This is a genomic window from Brevibacterium album DSM 18261, assembly GCF_000426445.1.
Lineage (GTDB): Bacteria > Actinomycetota > Actinomycetes > Actinomycetales > Brevibacteriaceae > Brevibacterium > Brevibacterium album.
Genome location: NZ_AUFJ01000009.1, coordinates 474,845 through 495,498, shown reverse-complemented (window position 1 = coordinate 495,498; position 20,654 = coordinate 474,845). Strand labels below are relative to the sequence as shown.

The 20,654-nt window shown below is 72.3% G+C and carries 19 protein-coding genes and 1 riboswitch; of the genes, 6 read left to right on the top strand and 13 right to left on the bottom strand.

Going from position 1 to position 20,654, the window contains the following annotated elements:
- Positions 1-178 precede the first annotated feature (178 nt).
- The gene (gene pepN, locus K318_RS0102295; protein ID WP_029088276.1) at positions 179-3,013 is read right to left on the bottom strand and encodes an aminopeptidase N; all 2,835 of its coding nucleotides are present in this window, start codon (positions 3,011-3,013) and stop codon (positions 179-181) included.
- A 139-nt stretch (positions 3,014-3,152) separates the two neighbouring features.
- Here pepN and K318_RS18770 point away from each other — a divergent pair, with 139 nt between their 5' ends.
- Complete coding sequence (locus K318_RS18770) at positions 3,153-4,355, top strand: FUSC family protein (RefSeq protein WP_245579735.1); 1,203 nt, start codon at positions 3,153-3,155, stop codon at positions 4,353-4,355.
- 177 nt (positions 4,356-4,532) lie between these two features.
- Here the strand turns inward: K318_RS18770 and K318_RS0102285 are convergent, their stop codons facing one another.
- Positions 4,533-5,210, bottom strand: coding sequence for a helix-turn-helix domain-containing protein (locus K318_RS0102285; RefSeq protein ID WP_084499512.1), 678 nt, complete (start codon positions 5,208-5,210; stop codon positions 4,533-4,535).
- A gap of 67 nt (positions 5,211-5,277) precedes the next feature.
- Between K318_RS0102285 and K318_RS18765 the strand changes: the two genes are divergently transcribed.
- The 3 genes from K318_RS18765 (at position 5,278) to K318_RS0102270 (ending at position 6,975) form a co-directional block, all read left to right on the top strand.
- Complete coding sequence (locus K318_RS18765) at positions 5,278-6,162, top strand: AzlC family ABC transporter permease (RefSeq protein WP_051297349.1); 885 nt, start codon at positions 5,278-5,280, stop codon at positions 6,160-6,162.
- 1 nt (position 6,163) lies between these two features.
- A complete protein-coding gene (locus K318_RS0102275; RefSeq protein ID WP_029088274.1) occupies positions 6,164-6,505 on the top strand; it encodes a hypothetical protein in 342 nt (113 codons plus the stop codon).
- 155 nt (positions 6,506-6,660) lie between these two features.
- Positions 6,661-6,975 (top strand): DUF2516 family protein, encoded by a 315-nt coding sequence (locus K318_RS0102270; protein WP_029088273.1) that lies wholly within the window; start codon positions 6,661-6,663, stop codon positions 6,973-6,975.
- 15 nt (positions 6,976-6,990) lie between these two features.
- On the opposite strand, the gene K318_RS0102265 is transcribed toward K318_RS0102270, so the two are convergent.
- The 11 genes from K318_RS0102265 to ribD all read right to left on the bottom strand — a co-directional run bounded on the left by K318_RS0102265 (position 6,991) and on the right by ribD (position 17,459).
- Positions 6,991-7,503 carry a GNAT family N-acetyltransferase gene (locus K318_RS0102265; protein ID WP_035280183.1) on the bottom strand — a complete coding sequence of 171 codons (513 nt, stop codon included), beginning with the start codon at positions 7,501-7,503 and terminating at the stop codon, positions 6,991-6,993.
- 171 nt (positions 7,504-7,674) lie between these two features.
- Positions 7,675-8,574, bottom strand: coding sequence for a prenyltransferase (locus K318_RS0102255; RefSeq protein WP_051297347.1), 900 nt, complete (start codon positions 8,572-8,574; stop codon positions 7,675-7,677).
- Positions 8,574-9,053 carry a lycopene cyclase domain-containing protein gene (locus tag K318_RS24150; protein ID WP_084499510.1) on the bottom strand — a complete coding sequence of 160 codons (480 nt, stop codon included), beginning with the start codon at positions 9,051-9,053 and terminating at the stop codon, positions 8,574-8,576. Before K318_RS24150 ends, K318_RS0102255 begins: the two co-directional genes overlap by 1 nt.
- A complete protein-coding gene (locus K318_RS18755) occupies positions 9,050-9,427 on the bottom strand; it encodes a lycopene cyclase domain-containing protein (protein WP_035280181.1) in 378 nt (125 codons plus the stop codon). Before K318_RS18755 ends, K318_RS24150 begins: the two co-directional genes overlap by 4 nt.
- Complete coding sequence (gene crtI, locus K318_RS18750; RefSeq protein ID WP_035280178.1) at positions 9,424-11,157, bottom strand: phytoene desaturase family protein; 1,734 nt, start codon at positions 11,155-11,157, stop codon at positions 9,424-9,426. The genes K318_RS18755 and crtI overlap by 4 nt, the downstream gene beginning before the upstream one ends.
- On the bottom strand, positions 11,154-12,314 hold the full coding sequence (locus K318_RS18745; protein ID WP_051297346.1) for a phytoene/squalene synthase family protein: 1,161 nt from the start codon (positions 12,312-12,314) through the stop codon (positions 11,154-11,156). Before K318_RS18745 ends, crtI begins: the two co-directional genes overlap by 4 nt.
- 74 nt (positions 12,315-12,388) lie before the next feature.
- Positions 12,389-13,180: a hypothetical protein gene (locus K318_RS23325; protein WP_051297345.1), complete on the bottom strand. Its 792-nt coding sequence runs from the start codon at positions 13,178-13,180 to the stop codon at positions 12,389-12,391.
- A 132-nt stretch (positions 13,181-13,312) separates the two neighbouring features.
- Positions 13,313-13,843: a 6,7-dimethyl-8-ribityllumazine synthase gene (ribH, locus tag K318_RS0102225; protein ID WP_029088270.1), complete on the bottom strand. Its 531-nt coding sequence runs from the start codon at positions 13,841-13,843 to the stop codon at positions 13,313-13,315.
- A gap of 164 nt (positions 13,844-14,007) precedes the next feature.
- Entirely contained in the window at positions 14,008-15,456 is a 1,449-nt protein-coding gene (gene ribB, locus K318_RS0102220; RefSeq protein ID WP_029088269.1) for a 3,4-dihydroxy-2-butanone-4-phosphate synthase, read from the bottom strand.
- Positions 15,453-16,280, bottom strand: coding sequence for a riboflavin synthase (locus K318_RS18735; RefSeq protein WP_084499509.1), 828 nt, complete (start codon positions 16,278-16,280; stop codon positions 15,453-15,455). The genes ribB and K318_RS18735 overlap by 4 nt, the downstream gene beginning before the upstream one ends.
- Before the next feature lie 3 nt (positions 16,281-16,283).
- On the bottom strand, positions 16,284-17,459 hold the full coding sequence (gene ribD / locus K318_RS18730) for a bifunctional diaminohydroxyphosphoribosylaminopyrimidine deaminase/5-amino-6-(5-phosphoribosylamino)uracil reductase RibD (RefSeq protein ID WP_051297344.1): 1,176 nt from the start codon (positions 17,457-17,459) through the stop codon (positions 16,284-16,286).
- Between the two features lie 136 nt (positions 17,460-17,595).
- Positions 17,596-17,729, bottom strand: a riboswitch (FMN riboswitch).
- A 122-nt stretch (positions 17,730-17,851) separates the two neighbouring features.
- Here ribD and K318_RS0102205 point away from each other — a divergent pair.
- Complete coding sequence (locus K318_RS0102205) at positions 17,852-20,092, top strand: RecQ family ATP-dependent DNA helicase (protein WP_084499658.1); 2,241 nt, start codon at positions 17,852-17,854, stop codon at positions 20,090-20,092.
- A 201-nt stretch (positions 20,093-20,293) separates the two neighbouring features.
- Positions 20,294-20,650: an iron chaperone gene (locus tag K318_RS0102200; RefSeq protein ID WP_029088267.1), complete on the top strand. Its 357-nt coding sequence runs from the start codon at positions 20,294-20,296 to the stop codon at positions 20,648-20,650.
- The last annotated feature ends 4 nt before the right edge of the window (positions 20,651-20,654 follow it).

The window sequence follows — 20,654 nt, the reverse complement described above, 5'->3', positions numbered from 1 at the left end:
TCGCGGTCTCGCGGATCTCGCTCTCTGTGCCTTCGCCTTCCCACGCTGCAGCATGGGAAGGCGAAGGCACAGTGCTGTGAAGCGGAGATTCACCCGTGCTGCGGCGGTTCACTGTCGACGCGGAGGCGGGGAGTCCCGGTCCCAGGGGTCCGCGCTCACCCTCCGCCGGCCCGACGGCTCAGGACTCGCCGCGGAGCCGCATGGCCCGGGCGAGGTCGTCGCGGACCTCGATGAGCAGGCGCCGCTGCGCGGTCGGCGCATCCGGATGGGCGGAGAGCCACTCATCCGTCTTCGCCGCCACCCTGCGCGGTCTGACCGACCACCGCGGGTAGAGGCCCACGACGAGCCGGCGGGAGATCTCGATGGGCCGGCTCGCCCACCAGCGCTCGAGCTGCTCGAAGTACTCGGTCACGCGGTCCTCGAGGATCGGGTGGGGAGCCGGTGCCGTGAGGCCGGAGATGCGCGCGGAGATGAACTCGTTGGACAGCGAGAGGTCGTCGGTCGCCTCGTCCCACGCCCGATGGCGGGCGATGGCGAGCGGGCGGGCGGCGCGCACGCTCGCCGCGTTCACCGCTCCGGAGCCCGAGCGGTCGAGCGCCGCCTCCGCCTCGATGTCCTCGGGTTCGGCCCAGCCCAGGATCGTGAGCGTCCGCAGGGCCTCCCAGCGCAGGGCGTGGTCCGCGAGCAGACCAGGGGCGGTCTCCGTGAGGGGGTCCCCGACCTCCACCGTGAGCACGTGCGAGGCGAAGGCGCGCCCCGCGTGGGTGATCCGGTTCGCGACGACAGCCCCCGTGGTGCGCGCCGTCAGCGCGAGGGCGAACCGGGCGAGGCTCACCTGCCGGTCCGAGCCCTCGGGCACCGTCGAGACGGCCTCGAGGGCGGACTCGAGCATGGCCGCGACGGCGTCGAGGCGCTCCTCGACCGGCACCCACTGGCTCAGCGCGGTGCCCACGGTCGCCATGACGGAGGCGAGGATGCCCGGGTGCTCCTCGACTGCGAGCACCCCGGCCGCCGCCTGCAGGTAGGCGGGCACCGGCAGCTCGCCGTCGCGCGCGGCATTGCCGAGGGCGGAGAGCACGAGGGCGCGGTCCATGGAGTCCTCGAGCCGCCCCACACCGCTGATCGCCGTCTCCGTCGAACGGGGGTCGAGGCGGATCTTCGCGAAATCGGAGTCGCCGTGGTTGAGCAGGAGCAGCGCGGGGCGCGGCAGTCCCTCCAGCTGCGGCAGAGGTGCGGAGGCGCCCGTCAGCTCGACGTCCCAGGTGCGGGTGAGGACGAGGCGGTCGCCGAGGCCGGTTCCGTCCGGTTCGCCGTTCTCGGCCTCGTGTGCACCGGTCTCATGCACCCCGTCCGCCTCGGCCGGCCCGCCGTCCTTCCGGACTCCGCCCTCGGCGCCCGCCTCGGCACCGGCCCCGGGTGCGAAGTCGAACGCGGCGAGCGTGAGCCGGTGCGGACGGAGGATGGGCGCGGTCTCCTGGTCCGCGAACGTGTCGCGCTGGGTGAGGCGGGCGGAGGAGATGACAGCCTGCGCCTCGGCGGCAGACGCCTCCCCGCCTGCGCCGCCTTCTTCGACCTCCAGGCGCAGCTCGGAGGTGCCGCGGGTCTGGAGCCATGCCGCGGCCCAGGCGCGCACGTCCCGGCCGGGCGCCTCGGCGTCGAGGGCGGCGAGGAAGTCCTCGAGCTGTGCGTTGCCGAAGGCGTGGGCGGTGAAGTACGCACGCGAGCCCGCGATGAAGGCCTCGCAACCCACATAGGCCACGAGCGCCTTGAGCACGCTCGCGCCCTTCGCATACGTGATGCCGTCGAAGTTGAGCTTGGCCGCCTCCACGTCCGGGATGTCCGCGACGACGGGGTGCGAGGTGGGGTACTGGTCCTGGCGGTAGGCCCAGTCCTTGCGGCGCAGGGCGAAGGTGACCCAGCCGTCGGAGAACTCGGTGGCCTCGGCCAGGGCCAGACCGCCCATGTAGTCCGCGAACGACTCCTTGAGCCAGAGATCGTCCCACCACCGCATCGTCACGTAGTCGCCGAACCACATGTGCGCCATCTCGTGCAGGACGGTGTTGGCACGCGCCTCCCTGTCCGCCCGTGTGGCCCGGTCGCGATGCAGATAGGAGTCCGTGAACGTGACCAGGCCGGGGTTCTCCATCGCGCCGAGGTTGTACTCCGGCACGAAGATCTGGTCGTACTTGCCCCACGGGTAGGGGATGCCGAAGAGCTCGTGGAAGAAGTCGAGGCCCTGGGTCGTGACGGTGAGGATCTCATCGGCGTCCATGTGGGAGGCCAGGGACTGCCGCGCGTACACGCCCAGGGCGATCTCCTCACCCGTGGACGGGTGCCGGTGCGTGCCCGTCGCGCTCGCATAGGGCCCCGCGCACACGCAGGTGAGGTAGGAGGAGACGGGGAGGGTGCGGGCGAAGCGGTGCAGGCGCATCGGACCGCGGGCGGGGTCCGTGCCCGAGGCGCCGGCCGGGATCTCCGTGACCTGCTCCGCGGCCGTGTTGCTCAGGACCGTCCAGCCCGCCGGCGCGAGCACCTGGAAGGTGTAGGCGGCCTTGAGGTCCGGCTGGTCGAAGACGGCGGCGACGCGGCGGGCGTCCGTGGGCTCGTACTGCGTGTAGAGGTAGGTGTTCCCGTCCGCGGGGTCCGTGAACCGGTGGAGGCCCTCGCCCGAGCGCGAGTAGAGGCCCTGCGCGAGCACGATGAGGCGGTTGGCGCCCTCGCGGACGGGGAACGCGATGCGCGCGCCGTCGAAGGCCACGGCGGGATCGAGCGGCACGTCGTTGATCGTGATCGACTCCACCGAGGCCGCGATGAGGTCGATGAAGGTCTCCCCGTCCGCGGTCGCGGTGAAGTCCGCGGTGGTGCGAGTGCCGAAGACGGCGGTGTGCGGATCGTCGGCGGTGGAGAGATCGAGGTCGACCGCATAGTGGCCGGTCCGGAGCAGCGCGCTGCGCTCCTGTGCCTCCGCCCTGGTCAGATTGGTCGCGGCTGTCGTCGACATGGTGTGCGGCATCGTTCCTCCTGTGCGCCTTGCTGAAGCATTGCACACACGGCACGGCGGCGTCATCGCAGCTCTGCGCGCGTGTGGAGCGGAGGCGGAGGGAGGCGCACTAGAGTTGTGCGCGGAGCGGGCGGCACGGGAGAGGAGCGCGGTGGACCTGAGCGCGAGGCTGAGGCAGTGGAGCTCGGATCTGGGCCCCGTCCTCATGGGGCGTCTGCGCATGGGCACGCAGCGGATCCAGATCAACTTCGGCCAGATCGTGCAGCTCACGGTCGCGGCGATGGCCGCCTACTCGTTCTGCTACTTCGTCCTCGGCCATGCCTATCCGTTCTTCGCCGCGGTCGCGGCCGTGGTGGGGATCGGCCCCATGCAGGACAGGCGTCTGCGGCGTTCGCTGGAGATCGGCTGCGGGGCGGTGCTGGGCGTCCTGGTGGGGGACGTCTTCGTGCACCTGTTCGGCAGCGGCGTCTGGCAGCTGGGCGTCATCCTCTTCTTCGCCGTGTGCATGGGCATGTTCCTCAATTCCGGGGCCATCTTCGTCACACAGCTGGGCATCCAGTCGATCTTCGTGGTCACGGTTCCCGCGGAGCTGGCGACCGGCACCTTCAGCCGCACAGGCGATGCCGCGGTGGGCGTGGCGACGGCGATCCTCATGGCGCTCGTGATTCCCTCGGATGCGCGGAAGAGGCCGCGGAACCAGGCGGCCGCGCTGCTCGCGGAGCTCGCCCGCCTGCTGCGGGAGACGGAGGACGCGCTCCGGCGCGAGGACCCGCAGGCCGCACGCCGGGCGCTCTCGCGGGCCCGCGACTCGCAGGGCTACGTCGACTCCTGGCGCGCCTCGCTGCGGATCTCCGAGGAGACCGCCCGGATCAACGCGAATTCGCGCAGGTACGCCGCCGAGGTCTCGCGTCTGGGCCGGGCATGCGAGTTCGCCGACCGCGCGCTGCGGCTCATCCGCGTCATCCTCCGGCGCGCCGTCACGGCGACGGAGCGCGGCAGGGTGGACCCGATCCTCGCCGAGGCCTCGGGCCAGCTGGCCGAGGGAGCGCGCAGACTGCGCCTCGCGCTCCTGGAGGGCGGTGACCGGAGTGAGGCCGAGGAGGTCTTCACCGCGGCCGCGCGCACGCTGCGTCCGGCGCCGGGGCTGCGCGCGGACCTCGAGCAGACGACGATGCTCCTGCTCTTCCGCCCGCTGGCCGTCGACCTCCTGCAGGCGGCGGGATGCTCGCTCGAGGAGGCGAACGCGCACCTGCCCGCACTCGAGGTGGAGCCGGAGACGGGAGCGCTGCGTGTCGTGGAGGAGCCCGAAGCTGAGGGGCCGGGTGCTGAGGGGCCTGGTGGTGAGGTGCGATGACGCCCCGGTCTCGCTTGGACGCCCAGGTCTCACGCAGGCGTCCATTCACTCCGCTGAGACACCCACTTCTCGCGTGGACACCCAGCTGTTCTGCGGATCAGGTGGGTGTTCGAGAGAAAAGTGGGCGTCATCCGTGCTCGGAGGCCTGTTCACCGGATATGTCCTGAGCCCGTCGGCCTACTGCGATTCGACGATGGTGAGCATCACGGTGCCCGGTTCCGCCGTCGAATAGGTGTGCGGGACATCCCCGGCGTGGCGGGCATAGTCGCCCGCGAACAGGGTGACCGTGTCCCCGTCCGCGGTGAGGGTGAGGCTCCCGGCGCAGACGATGAGGTGCTCGACGGTGCCCGGGGGATGCGGCTGGGCCTCGCGCGGGGCACCGGGCTCCATCCGGATCTGGAAGACGTCGCGCCGGGCGCCGGGCGGGCAGGCGGTCAGGAGCGTGGCCGAGTACTCCGAGGCCGACGAGGGCAGCGCGATCCCCTCGCCCAGGCGGATGACGGAGAGGGGCTCCCTCGCCGGGGCGATGAGGCGGCTGAGCTGCACGCCGAGCGCGGTCGCCAGCGCCCAGAGGGTCTCGATGCTGGGGTTGCCGTTGCCGTTCTCCAGCTGGGAGAGCGTCGATTTGCCCACGCCGGCGCGCTTGGCGGTCTCCGAGAGGGAAAGGCCCATGCGCTCTCTCTCACGCCGCAGGGCGGCGGCCAGCCGGGACATGGGGGCGGCGGCGCCCGCGGCCTCCCCGCCGCTCGCGTCCGGCACCCCGGCGGCGACGCAGTGTGCGGTGCCTGCGGGAAGTGCTTCTGCGGTGCCCCCGGAGCGGTAGGCGGTGTCTGCGGATTCCGGCGCTGGTCCCATGGCGTTCATCATAGTGACCGCCGCGTTCTCTTGACTGAACCACATGACAGAGGACAGTATATGGAACGTGAGTTCACTCAACAGAACGCGCGTCGGCGGGTCCGCGTGGACCGTCTTCCGGGATGCGGCGGTCATGAACCTCATGGTCTTCTTCGTCGCGCTGTCCTATGGTGCGATCAGCCAGGCGGCGGGATTCCCGCTCTGGCAGACGGTGCTGCTCGCGGCGCTCGCGATCGGCGGGGCCGCCGAACTCACCTTCGTGGGCGTCATCGCCGCGGGCGGCGCGCCTCTGCTGGCGGTGCTGGGCGGGCTCCTCGTGAATGCGCGGAACTTCGCCTTCGGACTGAGCATCGGGCAGTACGCGCCCGGCGGCTGGCGGTCGCTGTTCGCCGCGCACCTCGCCAATGACGAGACGACCGCGTTCGCCCGTGTGGGAGCCGGTGACCGAGAGCGCTGGTACCGCTTCGTCGTCTCGGCCGTCATGCTGTTCTGCTGCTGGGTGGGCGGGGCCGCCCTGGGGCAGCTGCTGGGCACGGTCATCGACGCCGAGGTGCTCGGCCTCGACACGGCCCTGCCCGTCCTGCTGTTCTGCCTGGTGGCGGGTGACCTCCGCGCGCCGTTCCTCGGCGTCACCGCGGCCGGAGGCGCCGTCCTCGCGCTCGCCTCCACGCCCGTGCTGCCCCTGGGCCTCGGCTCCGTCGCCGCGCTGCTCGCGCTGCTGCCCGCGGCGGGGTATGCGGCGGTGCGGCACCGTCGAGCCGCCGTGTCCGGAGGTTCTGCGGAGCCCTGGAGCACCGGGGGGCACCAGGGCTCCGTCGGGCCCGGAGGCTGCGTGGAGTCCGGGAGTTCTGCGGAGGCGAGCTCTGCGGAGGCCGAGGGCGCCGACGGACCCGAGAGCGCCTCGGCGGGCGCCTGCCCGGATCCGGGTGCGCCGCGCGGGGAGGAGTGCTGAGATGGAGACGATCCCCTTCCTCCTCGCGCTCGCCGGTCTGGCCGGCGGCACCTTCCTCATGCGGCTGCTGGGGGTGCGGCTGGGCGCGCGGGCCCGGGCCGGCGGAGAGGACGGCGAGGTCTCGGCCGCCCGCCTCTGGATGGACCGCGCGGTCGTCGTGCTCATCCTCGCGGTCGCGGTGACGGGAGGCCTCTATGCGGGGCGAGACATCGCGGACGCCGGACATGTCCTGGGCGTGGGCGCCGGCATGACTGCCTCGCTCCTGAAGGCGCCCATGCTGGTGTGCGTGCTGCTGGGAATGGCGGTGTGCGCACTCATCCGGCTGAGCGGCTGGAGCTGGTAGGGGCGCATCGCCGACCGGCGTCTCGGCGCTCGCCGGCGTCTCGGCGCTCGCCGGCGGACCCGACCGGACTGCGCACTCCATGGGCTCGAGCGGACAGCGCCGCGGCAGGCCTCCGATCCGGCGAATTCCAAGGGAGTGTCTGTAGGCTGGTGCGCATGCAGCTGCTCGGTTCCCTTCAGCACACCCTCATGCTCGCCATCGTCGTGGCGATCTTCGCGCTGTCGGTCTCGGCGCTGATCTCCTCGCTCCGGTACACGGATGAGATGTACCGCGCTGCGGACAAGAAGTCGAAGAAGTTCTGGTCGCTCATCCTCGTGGCTGCGGCCGTCGTCGCATTCCTCGCGCTGCCGCCGCTGGGCGGCGGGCGACTGGGCCTGCTCTCGATCGCCGGGCTCGTGGCCGCTGCGGTGTACTGGCTCGATGTGCGGCCCAAGCTCAGGCTGGTGGATCCCCGCCGTCGCAGGCGCTGATCCGCGCCCTCCAGGTCAGGCCGGGCGCACCATCCGCACCTCGGTGAGGCCTTCCGCCTCGGGATCGTCCTTGGCCGCGCCGTCGGTGCGGAACCCGTTCTTCTCGTAGAAGCGCCGCGCGCGGGGATTGTCCGCCGCGACCCAGAGCGAGGCCGGCTGTGTGCCGAGGACCGCGTCGAGGAGCGCCTGCCCTGCGCCGCTCCCGTAGTGCGCGGCCCGGATGTAGAGGGCATAGAGCTCACGGCAGCCCAGATCCGCATCACGTGAGGAACCGGTGATGGCGAAGCCCACCACTGTGCTTCCCGCATCCCGGGCGATGCGCACGCGCTCTCCGACGCTTTCGTGCGCGAGCAGGCTCCGCCACATCGCCTGTCGTGAGGCGAGTGCCTCCTCGCCGTAGAACTTCGCGGACAGCAGGTGGCCGTACGCCTCTCTCCAGCCGTCCACGTGAACGCGGGCGAGCGCTTCGACCAGGACCTCGTCGGGGTTGGGCTGCGGGATCGGCGCGGACACTGTGAGCTGTGCCATGAGGCGAGGCTACTGCATCGAGAGGCGGAGGGGTCCCACCGCGGCGAGGACGAGCACCTCGCCGTTCAGGCGGCTCCACTGCACTCGCGTGGTGGGCCCGGCGGTCCGGTGTGCGAACACGCCCATACAGGGAGCTGATCGCTCATATCCGCAGATCTACAAGCTAGTTGCTTATATCTGGGCGATGAGAAGCAGGGTGACCGCGAACCCCACCGCATAGTTGAGCCAGAGGAACGTGGCCCAGCCGCGATGTGCCTGTGCCGCCGAGGCGTCCGTGATCCGTGCGAACCTGGCCACGGAGACGAGGTAGGGGACCGCACCCAGTGCGGCCCAGCCGGTGATCGGGCCGGTGCATGTGGCGAGCAGTCCCGCTACCGCATAGCCGATCAGCGACAGGCGGACCGTGGTCCGGGCCCCCAGCACCGTCGCCACGGAGGCGAGGCCCGCCTCCCGGTCCGGCCCGATGTCCTGGACCGCGCCGAAGGCCTGGCTGGCCATACCCCAGACGAAGAACGCCGCGAGCGCGCACCATCCCGCCGCGGTGGGCCAGACGCCCAGCGCCGCGAGCGCGCACCATGCGGGGGAGGAGAAGTGCGTCGAGGAGGTCAGCGCATCCAGGACGGGCACCTCCTTGAACCTCAGCCCGCGCACGCTGTAGGCGACCACGGCGAACAGGCTCAGGCCGAGCACGGGAAGGAGCGCAGCGTGCGAGGTCACGAGCAGGAAGACGGCCGGGGGCGCGCAGGTGAGGGCGGAGGCCCACAGCACCGTGCGGTGCATCCGCCTGTCCAGCACATCGCCTTCCACCCCGCCCTTGCGCGGATTGCGCAGATCAGACTCGTAGTCGAACACGTCGTTGATCCCGTACATCGCGAGGTTGTAGGGGATGAGGAAGAAGAGGCAGCCCACCCAGAACCGGGCGTCGAGCCCACCCCCTGCGAGCAGCCATGCCGCGCCGAAGGGGTATGCGGTGTTGATCCACGACAGCGGTCGCGAGGTCATGAGCAGGTGACGCAGTGCGCGGCGCGGCGTGAGGGGAGCCTGATGGTGCCCGGGTTCCGGCCTCGGCATCAGCGCTCGTCCCTCGGGGGCCCGGACTGTGGGTGCTCCAGCTGGGGGTGCCCCGGCCGCGGGGGAGCATCCGCCTCGGGCTCCGCCTCGGGCTCGGGCTCGGGCTCCGGCGGCGTCGTGCCCGGGCGGGGCTCGTCCGGCTGTGTGCCCGGCCGTGCGCCTGCGCGCGGCCTCCGTCCGTCCAGCAGCACCCACAGCGCCGGCAGCGCGAGCACGGCGAACACGGTGTAGGAGAAGTCCTCGACGGGCATGAGGCCGAGGCGGATGCCGGAGATCTGTGCGTCCCCGTAGGCCACGAGGCCGACCGCGATCATGATGTTGTCGAAGACCGCCGTGAGCGTGAGCAGGACGAGTGCGGTGATGAGCGATGCCGTGCGGGAGAGCCGGGCCCGAGGCCTCCGCCGGTCCGCGCGCAGCGCCAGCGCGAACAGCGCCGCGGCTGCCGCGAGGAACCCCGCATTGATGATCCAGTACGTCATGCGTCCTCCCCCTGCTCGGCTCGGAGCGCCCGCTCGGCCGGCCTCGCACGCCGATGCGCGAGCAGCCGGGCCGATCCCGTGTGGACGTTCATCGTCAGCCAGCACAGGAAGGTGAGGAACAGCAGCTCTTCGACCGGCAGCTCGGGGGCGAGCTGGACGCCCGTCATATAGGGGGTCTCCCCGCGGAAGAACACGCCGAAGCCGATCCCGAAGGCGTCCCACACCAGGAACGTCGCCACGCCCGCGGTGTGCACGACCGCGGCGCGCCGGGGATCGGCGAACCAGAACAGCCGGTGCCTCCAGTCCAGCATGAGCATCCCGAACATGCTGAAGAGCAGGCACGCCATGTACGCGAAGGGCTCGAACGCACTCATCGGCCCCGCTCCCCACCGCTCAGCACGCGGAGGGCCGCGACGGCGTTCTCCGCACTCATGACGCACATGGGCAGGCCCACGCCCGGGGCCGTGAAGGCCCCCGTCCGCAGCAGGTTGTCCGCTCGCGGCGAGACCACCGAATCGCGGAACATCGCGCTCTGGCGCAGCGTGTGCGCAGGTCCCAGAGCCGTGCCCGACCACGCGTGGAAGTCCCGTACGAAATCGCCGGGGGCGCGCACGTGCCGCACTCGCGTCCGCGCGCGCAGATCGGGGACGCCCAGGCGTGCGCCCACCGCGTCGACGATGCGATCCGCGTACTCCTCGACCTTCCGCTGACCGGCGCGCAGCGAGGGGTCTGCGGGCACGGGGACGAGGAGGAACAGGTTCTCACAGCCCTCCGGCGCCACCGAGGGATCCGTGACGGAGGGCGCGCACACGTACACGCTCGCCGGCTCCGGCAGCGGGGCCGTCCGTCCGCCGAACACGCTCGCGAAGTTCCCCTCCCAGTCCTCGGTGAAGAAGAGGGAGTGGTGGGCGAGACCCGGGATCCGGCCCTCGGCGCCCAGCATGATGACGAGCGCACCCATGCCCGGATCGCGGTGCCGCCAGACGCGCGGGAGCACGCTGCGGAGGGCGCGGGGGAGGAGCCGCGTCTCGAGGTGGTGGAGGTCGCACGCGCCGACGACCCAGTCGGGCGCGAAGGTCTCCAGGCGCGTGCGGCCGGTGCCGGGTTCGCGCACCCGGGCCACGACCTCGGCGATGCTTCTGCGCGGTAGCGGTCCCGGCCGCGTTCGGGAGTGCGCCGGGCGCAGCGCGACCACTTCCGCGCCGGTGCGGATCTGCGCGCCGGCCTCCCGGGCGAGGTCCGCGAAGGCACTGACGAGGCTGTGCATCCCGCCGTGGGGATAGCTCACGCCGTCCACGAGGTCCATGCGGCTCATGAGGTGGTACAGCGCGGGTGCCCGCGCGGGATCGGTGGCGAGGAACACCGCCGGGTACAGCAGGATCTGGCGCAGCAGCGGATCGCGGAAGCGCGCATGCACGAGGTCCTGGAGCGAGCCGGTGAGGAGCCCGGGGAGCCGGGGGAGCAGCTGTGCCGCCGCCGAGGCGCGGGCGGGGCCGTGGTCCGCCTCGGCGTGCTCCGAGGCGGTCGCCGCCTGCTCCGCAGATGCCGCACGGGTCCGCTCGCCCGGCTGCTCGGCGAGAATGTCCGCGGCCAGCCCGCACAGGTGGCGCAGGCGGCGGGGCAGACCGGCGAGCCCACGGTGCTCCCGTCCGAAGTCCGTGCGCAGGGCGTGGGCACAGGCGAGATCGTAGAGCGCCGAGGCCTCCTCCACATACGCGTCCAGGGCAGCTGCGGCTCCGGGCTCACGGGCTTCGAAGAGCGCGTGCAGCGAAGTGCGGTCGGCGCGGACATCGAGGGGTGCGGAGGTGCTGAGCGGCTGGGCGCCGTGGTGCGGATACACGCGGTAGGAGGGGTCGAGGCGTACGAGGTCGAGCTGTTCGGCCGCGGTCGTGCCGAATCGCCGGAAGAACGCGTCGAAGACCTCCGGCATGAGGTACCACGAAGGGCCGGTGTCGAAGGCGAAGCCCCCGTCCTCGAGCCTGCCGGCGCGCCCGCCCACGGCCTCGGAGCGTTCGAGGACCACCACCTCGTGCCCGTCCCGGGCCATGAGCGCGGCCGCGGCGAGCCCGGAGATGCCCGCGCCGATGACGATGACGCTGCTCATGGACGCGGGCTCGAGTCGACCGCTTCCGGGCCGTGCCGTTCTGAGCCGTGCCGGTCCGAATCGCGATGCTCCGGATCGTGCCCGCTCGGCGTCGTGGTGCACCGCACTGGCGTGCTCGGCCAGGTGCGCACGGGGCGCCCGGCGGTGGCGCGGGCCGCGTAGCGCAGCTTGACGGGCCCCGGCACTCGCACCCGCCGGGCGAGGATCCCGTCCACCGGGGTGCCGGCAAGCCTGTGCGTGAGCTCGCCGAAGATCCCGTAGGCCGTCCACACCGCCGGGCGGACGGGCGGGGGCAGCAGGTCGACGGCCTCGGACGCGGTCGCGAGCTCCGTGAAGATCTCCTCGACGAGCCTGTGCTTCGCCTCCTCCGTGAACTCCGCGGCGGCGCGGCCCGGTGAGGTGAGGTAGCTGCGGGAGAGCCCCTCGGAGTCATGGGCCAGGTCCCGCAGGAAGTTCACCTTCTGGAACGCCGAGCCGAGTGCGCGTGCGCCCGGCATGAGCGTCTGCTCCGCGTCCGGGGGCAGCGGCGCTCCGTCGAAGAACGCGAGGACGCACATCTCGCCGACCACCTCGGCGGAGCCGTGGATGTAGGCGGACAGGTCCGGTGCGGGCAGCGGGGCGGGCTGAGGCTCCGGCACGGGCTCTGCGGCGGCGGGGAAGGCTGGCGCGGCCGGTCCCGGATCCACCGCTTCGGTGGACGGCGCATCCACCCGCATGGAGGCGAAGAACGGGGACCACTGCGCGGCGGAGATGCCGGTGCGGCGGGCGGTCCGGGCGAACGCGTGGGCGATGAGATCGGAGGAGAACCCGGTCTCGGCGGCGTGTGCGATGCGCTCCTCGAAGGCGTCGAGCTCTGCGCGGACCTGTGCCGCAGGGGCTTCCGGCCACGCCCCGTCGACGATCTCATCGGCCACGCGGACCACTGCGTAGACCGCTTCGATGTGGGTGCGCACGGCGCGGGGGAGGACGGAGGAGGCCAGGGAGAACGATGAGGAGTAGCGCTTGATCACGGTGCGGGCGGCTGCCCTCGCCGCCGAGTCGTAGAGTTCGGCGGCCTGCGCGGATGCCTCTTCGCGGGCACGCGTCCGGGACCGTCCTTCCGATGTGCGCTCCGCGCTGCGGGAGGGCAGGAAGAACAGGCTGGGGCGTGGGCGCATGCCCCCATTGTCCATGATGGCACAGACGCACCGCGCAGGGGTGCGGCAGTCCGTTCCGGGGAACGTGCGAGGGATCAGTGGGGAAGCACGAGCCGAGGGTGCGGGCCTTCGAGCCGTGCCACGGCGACCTTGACCTCGGTCAGCCCGTTCCTCAGCTCGCTCATATGGCCGTCCAGCCCGGCGACGAGTCTGTCGAAGCGCTCCTCGATCATGGAGGAGCGGGCATCGGTCCGCGCCTCGATCGCCGTGAACCGGGTCTCGGCCTTCTCCTCGGCGGTTGTGAACCGAGCGTCGACTGCGGCGAACCGTGCCTCCGCCTTCGCCTCGGCCGCCGCGAAGCGAAGCCGGGTGTTCTCATCGGTCTGGGCGAAGCGCTCATCCATGCCCGTGATGAGCTCACCGATGCGCCCGTCGAGGGCGGAGAAGCGGCTGTCCACAGCTGTGAATCGCTCGTTCACTGCGGCGAAGCGGGCCTCGGTCTGCTCACCCGCTGCGGCGAAGCGCGCTTCTTCCTTTGCGTCGGCGGCTGTGAAGCGCGCGTCGATCTTCTCATCGGTTCGGGTGAAGCGTTCGTCGACTGCCGTGAAACGTTCGTCGACCGCGGCGAAGCGCGCCTCTTCCTTCGCGTCTGCCTGGGTGAAGCGAGCGTCGATCTTCTCCTCCGTCCGAGTGAACCGTCCGTCCACTGCGGCGAAGCGGGCTTCTTCCTTCGCGTCGGCTGCGGTGAGGCGCGCGTCGACCGCTGCGAAACGCTCGTCCATGCGGCGGATCATCCACGCGAACCCGGCGACCGTCATCCCGCCGAGCGTCAGCAGCAGACCACCGGCGGTGACGATGGTTGCGATGATCTCCGCTGACACGGTCATACCTCCATTGTGCGCGACGGTCCGGCTGGTGTGCCAGTGAATCTACGGTATGCGCACCGGAGAGGGAAGGGGCCTGCTCCTGCCTGTGGACAGCTCCTCCCCAGGCTCCCGCATTGTGACCCGCAGTCGGCATTACCCCTGTGCGGAGAGGCGGCGCTCGCGGCGGAGGACAGCGGCCGTCCCCAGTGCGGCGGCAGCGGCCTCGTACCCCTTGTCCTCGACGGACGGCTGCCCGTCGCCGCGGTCCGCGAGGCCGGCACGGTCCAGCGCCTGAGCATCGTCATCACAGGTGAGGAGACCGAAACCGATGGGCGTGCCAGAATCCAGCGCCACCCGGCTCAGTCCCTGCGTCGCGGCATCGCACACGTAGTCGAAGTGCGGGGTGCCGCCGCGGATCACCACGCCCAGGGCGACGACCGCGTCGAAGCGCTTCGCGAGCTCTGCCGCGATGACGGGCAGCTCGAAGCTGCCGGGGGCGCGCACCACATGGGCGCTCACGCCCGCATCCCCGGCTGCCCGCAGGGTGCCGTCCAGCAGCCCGTCCATGACCGTCTCGTGCCAGGAGGCCGCGACGACGCCGAGGCGCAGGGTGCGCAGCGAGTCCTCGGGCGCATCGCTGTCGTCGGGGGTGAGTGCCGCGGTCGGTGCTCCGTGGTGTGCCATGTGTGTCTCTTTCCTTCTCGTGCTGTGCAGTGTGTACGGAATGGGCGCGCATCGGAGCGGAGCCGGTGACACCCGGGGGCGAACTCAGCCGTCGCCGATGCTGTGAACCGGCCCGGACGGCAGGCCCGGAGGGCTGATCCAGGCGACCGGTTCAGAGCACCGGTTCAGGAGACCGGGGCCAGGACCGCGGTGCTCAGGAGGTGGTGCATGCGGTCGCGCTTGGTCGCGAGGTAGCGGGCGTTCTCCGCCCGGCTCGGAACCTCGAGCGGCACGCGCTCCACGACGTCGATCCCGAGCGCGCGCAGACCGCTGATCTTCTCCGGATTGTTGGTGAGCAGTCGCACGGGTCGACCGAGGTCGCCGTGTGCCGCCGTGCCCTCGGCCCGGTCGAGTTCGCGCAGGATCGCGGCGGCCGCGCGGTAGTCGCGGGCATCGGCGGGGTGACCCAGGCGGAGATTGGCCTCGACGGTGTCCGCGCCCGAGTCCTGCAGGGCGTAGGCACGCAGCTTCTCCCACAACCCGATCCCGCGGCCCTCGTGGCCGCGCATGTAGATGAGGAGGCCTCCCGCGGAGGCGAGGGCGGTGAGGGAGGCCTCGAGCTGTTCGCCGCAGTCGCAGCGATGGGAGCCCAGCACATCTCCCGTGAGGCATTCGGAGTGCACGCGCACCAGCCGGGCCGAGGAATCCGCGGCCCGGGAGGGTCCGTCTCCTGTCCCGCCGGGGGCTTCGAGGGTGAGGTGCTCGGGGCCCGTCGGCAGACCCCCGGAGTCGAGTTCCCGCCAGGCTCGGGTGACGAAGGTGCCGTGCGGGGTGGGGAGGCCGACGGGCGCTGTGCCCACGACCGCGATGTCCGGAGTGCCTGCGTCCCCCGCAGGCACCGGAGCGGGAACGGGAGCCGCTGAGCCCTGTGCGGCGCGGTCCCTTGCGGCGGGCTGCGCCTCGGCTCCGGCAGCCGCGCCCGAGGCGGCACCGGCACCCGTCGCGTCCTCCGCCTCGGCGGCGTCGCGGGCTGCAAGCCAGGCGATGAGGTCCGCGATCGAGATCATGGTGAGGTCGTGGGCATCGGCGAACTCGCGCAGGGCCGGTGCGCGCATCATCTCGCCGGCATCGTGGACGAGCTCTGCGATGATCGCGACCTCTCCGAGGCCTGTGAGCCGGCACAGCTCCACGCCGGCCTCGGTGTGCCCGGGGCGCTCGCGGACGCCGCCGTCGCGGGCGATGAGCGGGAAGATGTGGCCCGGCCGGGCGAGCGCCCGGGGATCGGGTCGGGCCGCGGCGAGGGCGTGCGCGGTGACGGTCCTGTCTGCGGCGGAGATGCCGGTCGTCACGCCCTCGCGCGCATCGCAGGAGACGGTGTAGGCGGTTCCCTTGGCGTCCTCGTTGACCGCCGTCATGGGAGGCAGTTCGAGTGCCCGGGCGCGTGCTGCGGGCATCGGCGCGCAGACCACTCCCGAGGTGTGGCGCACCACGAAACCCATCCACGCGGGCGTGGCGGTGAGCGCGGGCATGACGAGGTCGCCCTCGTTCTCGCGGTCCTCGTCGTCGACGACCACGACGGGCCTGCCGGCACGGAGCGATGCGAGTGCGGCGTCGATCGGGTCGAGGCGGATCATGAGCGGTCTCCTTCACGGGTGGAGGCGGTCGGGGCGGCAGCGGCTTCGGTCGGCGCCGCGCCGCCGGTGGGGGACGCGCCGGGTGCGGGTTCTGCGGGTGCCCCGCCTGCGGACGCAGCCTCGGCGAACTCCGCGAGGCGGGCGGCGTACTTCGCCATGACGTCGACCTCGATGTTCACCGGGTCGCCGGGGGAGACCGTGCCCATCCGGGTGGCCTCGAGCGTCGCCGGGATGAGCCCGACCTCGACCCAGTGGCCGGCAGCCTCGGCGGACGTGGCGGTGTGCGGGCGCGCGGGGCTCACGGCGGTGAGAGTGAGGGAGATCCCGTCGAGGGCGATCGACCCCTTCTCCGCGGTGAAGAGCGCAAGGCGGGCCGGGACGCTCACGCGCAGTCGGACCCAGTCGCCCTCGTCCACGCGGGCGAGGACGATGCCGGTGCCGTCCACATGGCCCTGCACGATATGGCCGTCGAAGCGGTCCCCGGCCCGCGGGCAGCGCTCGAGGTTGACGACGGCACCGGGCGTGAGCGCGCCGATGGTGGTGCGCGCGAGCGTCTCGCCCATGACATGCGCGCGGAACTCGCGTGCCGGCGGCGCAGCGGAAGCCGCAGCACTCGGTGAGGCCGGATCCGGGGACGCCTCTGCGAGGGGCGTGGACGCCTCGGGGGAGGCCTGGGTGAGGCAGACGCCGTTGACGGCCAGTGAGCCGCCCTCGGGGAGACCGTCGAGCACTGCGCCCGCGCGGACCGTCAGGACCGCCGAGCCCTGGCCGGTGGGTGCGAGCGACGTGACCGTCCCCGTCTCCTCGATGATTCCGGTGAACATGTGTCAGTCCCTCCTGGTGTGGTGCTGCGTGGGCGGGGCGGCGAGATCCGCCTGCGCCGTGGGCGAGGGCTCCTGCCCGCGCGCCGAGGCGGCCGCGGGGATGAGCCGCAGAATCGTGTCCGTGTCCGTGTCCGTGCGGCCGGGCCGGTGCGAGTCCCAGTCGGCGGCGGGATCAGGCACCCAGCGGGGGGCCGCGGAGAGAGTGCCGATGCCCAGACCCGTGAGGGCCGGCAGCCCCTCGCCCAGGAGGACGGGGGCGATGTGGACCTCCAGGCTGTCGACGAGGTCCTCGCGGACGAGGGCCCCGGCGAGCCCGGCACCGCCCTCGACCAGCACGTGCTCCAACCCTCGGCGCCGCAGCTCCCTGAGGCCGGCGAGCGGATCGCGGGTGCGCAGCCGCACCGCGCGCGGATCGCGCGCCAGGTGCGCATCGGAGGGAAGCTCGCGCATGCCCATGACCACGGGAACGGGCTGGGCCGCCTCGGGCGAGCGCAGGGTCTCGGGGGCCCGCGCGGTCAGCCGGGGATCGTCCGCGAGCGCAGTGCCGGTGCCCACCATGACTGCGTCCGCGACGGCCCGCAGACGGTGGACCCTCGCCCGTGAGGTCGCGGAGGTGAGCCACTGCGAGGTGCCGTCGGCTGCCGCGATCCTGCCGTCGAGGCTCTGCGCGAGTTTGAGCGTGACATACGGGCGCCTCTGCTCCACGGCCCGCAGCCAGCGTGCGTTGAGGGCCCCGGCGCGTGTGCTCTCCACCCCGGTGCGGACGCGGGTGCCCGCGGCCTCGAGCACGGCGATCCCTCCCGCGGCCGCGGGGTTGGGGTCCGTGCGGGCGATGACCACCTCGGGCACGCCCGCGTCGATGAGCGCCTGCGCGCACGGCCCGGTGCGACCGTGGTGGCTGCACGGCTCGAGGGTCACGCACGCCGTCGCGGAGCTCAGGTCCATGCCCGCCGAGCGGGCGGCGGTGAGTGCCGCGACCTCGGCGTGGGGTGTTCCGGCACCCGCATGGTGGCCGGTCACGAGTCTGCCGTCGGCGGCGAGGATCGAGGCGCCCACGAGGGGATTCGCGCCCCGGGGGCCGCGGAGCGCGGCTGCGAGCGCGGCGTCCATGGCGCGCCGGAGTGCGGTCTCGCTGTGCGCGGGCGCAGCTACCGCGGGCTGCTGCGGTGTGCGGCTCATCCGTCTCTCCCGGTCTCATCCACCGGGATGTCGGGAGGTGCCGCTCGGCGGGTGCCGGCGCCATCGCCGGGCTGATCAGGGTGCGGTGCGGCGGCTGCCGTTCCGACCGTGATCCGCATGGGTGCGCCAGGCGACCACGATGTTCCTCCCATCCAGACTTTCACTGTCGGTCTCGGAATTCCACCGAATCGGCTGGACTCGGCCGTGGAGCCGGTCCAGGTCGCGGACTGTCACCGCCGGTACGGAATCTCACCGTCCCCGGAACACTGTGCTCAGGAGTGTAGCAGGACGGCGCGGAGCCGTGTGTCCGGTGTCTCACTGGGCGAGCTGTGTCCGTGCCTCCTCCTAGAGTGGAGGGACAGAGCAGTCGGAGACCGGACGGGGTGAACGGCATGGACGCGCAGAACGGGCAGGGCCGGGCGGAGCAGGGCGGCCCGGCGGAGTGGCGCGAGCATCAGGTCTGGGGTCCCGAGCCGGGCTCCCCGGAGTGGCAGGCCGAGCGTCGTGCTCCCGGGACCGGTGCCCAGCAGTCCGGTTCCGGGGAGGGGGAGAGCAGCCTGCACGCGGAGGCCACGCGCCTGCTCACACATCTCACCGGGCGCGCGGACGCACAGCTGCGCGAGGGGCAGTACGAGGCGATCGAGGCGCTCGTCGCCCGGCGCGCCAGGGTGCTCGTCGTCCAGCGCACCGGCTGGGGGAAGTCGGCCGTCTACTTCCTCGCGGCCAAGCTCATGCGGCAGACGGGGCGCGGACCCTCGCTCATCGTCTCCCCGCTGCTGGCGCTCATGCGGGACCAGGTCGCGGCGGCCGCGCGCGCCGGCGTCGTCGCACGCACACTCAATTCGGCCAATGCGGCGGAGTGGGACTCGGTGCAGGAGGAGCTGCGCGCCGGTGCGGTCGATGTGCTGCTCGTGTCCCCGGAGAGGCTCACCAATCCCACGTTCCGGGACACCGTCCTCCCGGCGCTCCTGGACTCCCTCGGCATGATCGTCGTCGATGAGGCGCACTGCATCTCCGACTGGGGCCACGACTTCCGCCCCGACTACCGGCGCATCGGCGCCATGATCCGCGAGCTGCCGGAGGGCACCCCCGTGCTCGCGACGACCGCCACCGCGAACTCCCGGGTGGTGGCCGATGTCGCGGAGCAGCTGGGGGAGGACACCCTCGTGATCCGCGGTGCGCTCGCCCGCGACTCGCTGCGCCTGGGCGTCTCTCCCGTGCGCCCGCCCACCGTGAGGCTGGCCTGGCTCGCAGAGCACCTGGGGGACTTCTGGGGCTCGGGGATCGTCTACACCCTCACGGTCTCCGCCGCCCAGGACGCCGCCCGCGCCCTGCGTGAGGCGGGCTGGGACGTGGCGACGTACACCGGCGGCACGGACCCGGAGGAGCGCGAGCGCCTGGAGCAGGCGCTCAAGGCCAATGAGCTCAAGGCCCTCGTCGCGACCTCGGCGCTGGGCATGGGCTTCGACAAACCGGATCTGGGCTTCGTCATCCACCTGGGCGCGCCCTCCTCCCCGGTCGCCTACTACCAGCAGGTGGGACGTGCGGGCAGGGCCGCGGCCTCGGCGGACGTCCTGCTGCTGCCGGGGGCGGAGGACCGGGACATCTGGGAGTACTTCGCCACCGCCTCCATGCCCGCGGAGGAGGACGCGAACGGTGTGCTGGCGGCGCTCGAGGCCGAGGGCGTGCTCTCCGTCCCCGCGCTGGAGACGCGCGTGGGCGTGCGCCGCAGCCGTCTCGAGCTGCTGCTGAAGACGCTGAGCGTGGACGGCGCCGTCAGGCGGGTGCGGGGAGGGTATGAGTCGACGGGTGCCGGGTGGCACTACGACGCCGAGCGCTATGAGCACGTGGCCGCCGTCCGTCGTGCGGAGGCGCAGGCGATGCTCGACTACGAGGCCGCGACGACGTGCCGCATGCGCTTCCTCACCGAGGCCCTCGACGACCCGGACCCCCATGACTGCGGGCGCTGCGACAACTGCGATGCGCAGTGGTGGGACGAGGCGGTGAGCGACGAGTCCCGGCATCGGGCGCGCGAGGTGCTGGGCGGTGTGGGCCTGCCCATCGAGGTCCGGGGGCAGTGGCCCTCGGGTATGACGAACCTGGGAGTGGGGCTCAAGGGAAAGATCCCTCCGGAGGAGCGTGCCGAGGAGGGACGCGCGATCGCGCGCTTCACTGATCTGGGTGCGGGCCAGCGGCTGCGCGAGTTCCTCAGCCCCACGGCACCCGACGCCCCGGTGCCGGATGACATCGGGGGTCTGTGCATCCGGACGCTCAAGGGCTGGCGCTGGGACAGCAGGCCGGACTGCGTGATCGCGGTGCCGAGCAGGAGGAGGCCGGCGACGGTGCGCTCTCTCGCAGCGAATCTCGCGGCCGCCGGGAAGCTGGAGGACCTCGGGGACCTCCAGCTGGTCCATGACACGGGCAGTCCGGACGTCAACAGCGCCTTCCGTCTGCGCGATGTGCACGCGGCCTTCGCACTGAGTCCGGAGCAGGCTGATGCGGTGCGGGGGCGGACGGTGCTGCTCGTCGACGATGTCGTCGTCTCCCGGTGGACGCTGACCGTCTGCGCCCGGGAGCTGCGCCTCGCCGGTGCGCAGGCGGTGCTCCCCTTCGCACTGGCCCTGCGGGGGTGAGGCCCGGGGCAGGCGGGCCCTGCGAGGCGGTGCGGACATGCGCTGCCGACCATGCGGTTCGGACCATGGGGTGCGGGCATGCGCTGCGGACCATGGGGTGGGAAGGAGCTGCGAGGGAGGCGCGCCGGTGTGCTCGGGGATATCATGAGGCGGGGCGGACGGCGCCCCTGACGATTCCGGGATCGGAAGCGAGGCCCCGCCATGACGACATCGGCCGACCACGACGCCTATATCGCCGCGGCCCCCGAAGCCTTCCGGCCCGTGCTGCAGCACCTGCGGGAGGTCCTCGCCCGCGTCCTGCCGGAGGCGGAGGAGATCGTCGCCTACAACATGCCGGGATTCAGGCTCGGCGGGACGGTCGTCGCGAGCTATGCGGCGTTCAGCAGGCAGTGCGGGCTGTACCTTCGCCCGGGCGCCCTGTCCGCGCACGCCGAGGAGATCGCGGCCGCCGGATTCAAGGCGACCAAGACGGGGATCACCTTCCCGCCGCGCACGCCGATTCCGGACGAGCTCGTCGAGCGGCTGGCGCTGACGTCCCGCGCAGAAGCGGTGACCTGACGGG

Bases quoted from the DNA above. Each gene is read 5' to 3' on its own strand.
- K318_RS0102205 (WP_084499658.1), top strand. From the start codon at position 17,852: ATGGACGCGCAGAACGGGCAGGGCCGGGCGGAGCAGGGCGGCCCGGCG.
- pepN (WP_029088276.1), bottom strand. From the start codon at position 3,013: ATGCCGCACACCATGTCGACGACAGCCGCGACCAATCTGACCAGGGCG.
- ribH (WP_029088270.1), bottom strand. From the start codon at position 13,843: ATGGCACACCACGGAGCACCGACCGCGGCACTCACCCCCGACGACAGC.
- K318_RS18745 (WP_051297346.1), bottom strand. From the start codon at position 12,314: ATGCGCCCACGCCCCAGCCTGTTCTTCCTGCCCTCCCGCAGCGCGGAG.
- K318_RS0102285 (WP_084499512.1), bottom strand. From the start codon at position 5,210: ATGGGACCAGCGCCGGAATCCGCAGACACCGCCTACCGCTCCGGGGGC.
- K318_RS24150 (WP_084499510.1), bottom strand. From the start codon at position 9,053: ATGACGTACTGGATCATCAATGCGGGGTTCCTCGCGGCAGCCGCGGCG.
- K318_RS0102275 (WP_029088274.1), top strand. From the start codon at position 6,164: ATGGAGACGATCCCCTTCCTCCTCGCGCTCGCCGGTCTGGCCGGCGGC.
- K318_RS0102255 (WP_051297347.1), bottom strand. From the start codon at position 8,574: ATGCCGAGGCCGGAACCCGGGCACCATCAGGCTCCCCTCACGCCGCGC.
- crtI (WP_035280178.1), bottom strand. From the start codon at position 11,157: ATGAGCAGCGTCATCGTCATCGGCGCGGGCATCTCCGGGCTCGCCGCG.
- K318_RS23325 (WP_051297345.1), bottom strand. From the start codon at position 13,180: ATGACCGTGTCAGCGGAGATCATCGCAACCATCGTCACCGCCGGTGGT.
- ribD (WP_051297344.1), bottom strand. From the start codon at position 17,459: ATGAGCCGCACACCGCAGCAGCCCGCGGTAGCTGCGCCCGCGCACAGC.
- K318_RS18735 (WP_084499509.1), bottom strand. From the start codon at position 16,280: ATGTTCACCGGAATCATCGAGGAGACGGGGACGGTCACGTCGCTCGCA.
- K318_RS0102200 (WP_029088267.1), top strand. From the start codon at position 20,294: ATGACGACATCGGCCGACCACGACGCCTATATCGCCGCGGCCCCCGAA.
- K318_RS18755 (WP_035280181.1), bottom strand. From the start codon at position 9,427: ATGAGTGCGTTCGAGCCCTTCGCGTACATGGCGTGCCTGCTCTTCAGC.
- K318_RS0102265 (WP_035280183.1), bottom strand. From the start codon at position 7,503: ATGGCACAGCTCACAGTGTCCGCGCCGATCCCGCAGCCCAACCCCGAC.
- K318_RS0102270 (WP_029088273.1), top strand. From the start codon at position 6,661: ATGCAGCTGCTCGGTTCCCTTCAGCACACCCTCATGCTCGCCATCGTC.
- ribB (WP_029088269.1), bottom strand. From the start codon at position 15,456: ATGATCCGCCTCGACCCGATCGACGCCGCACTCGCATCGCTCCGTGCC.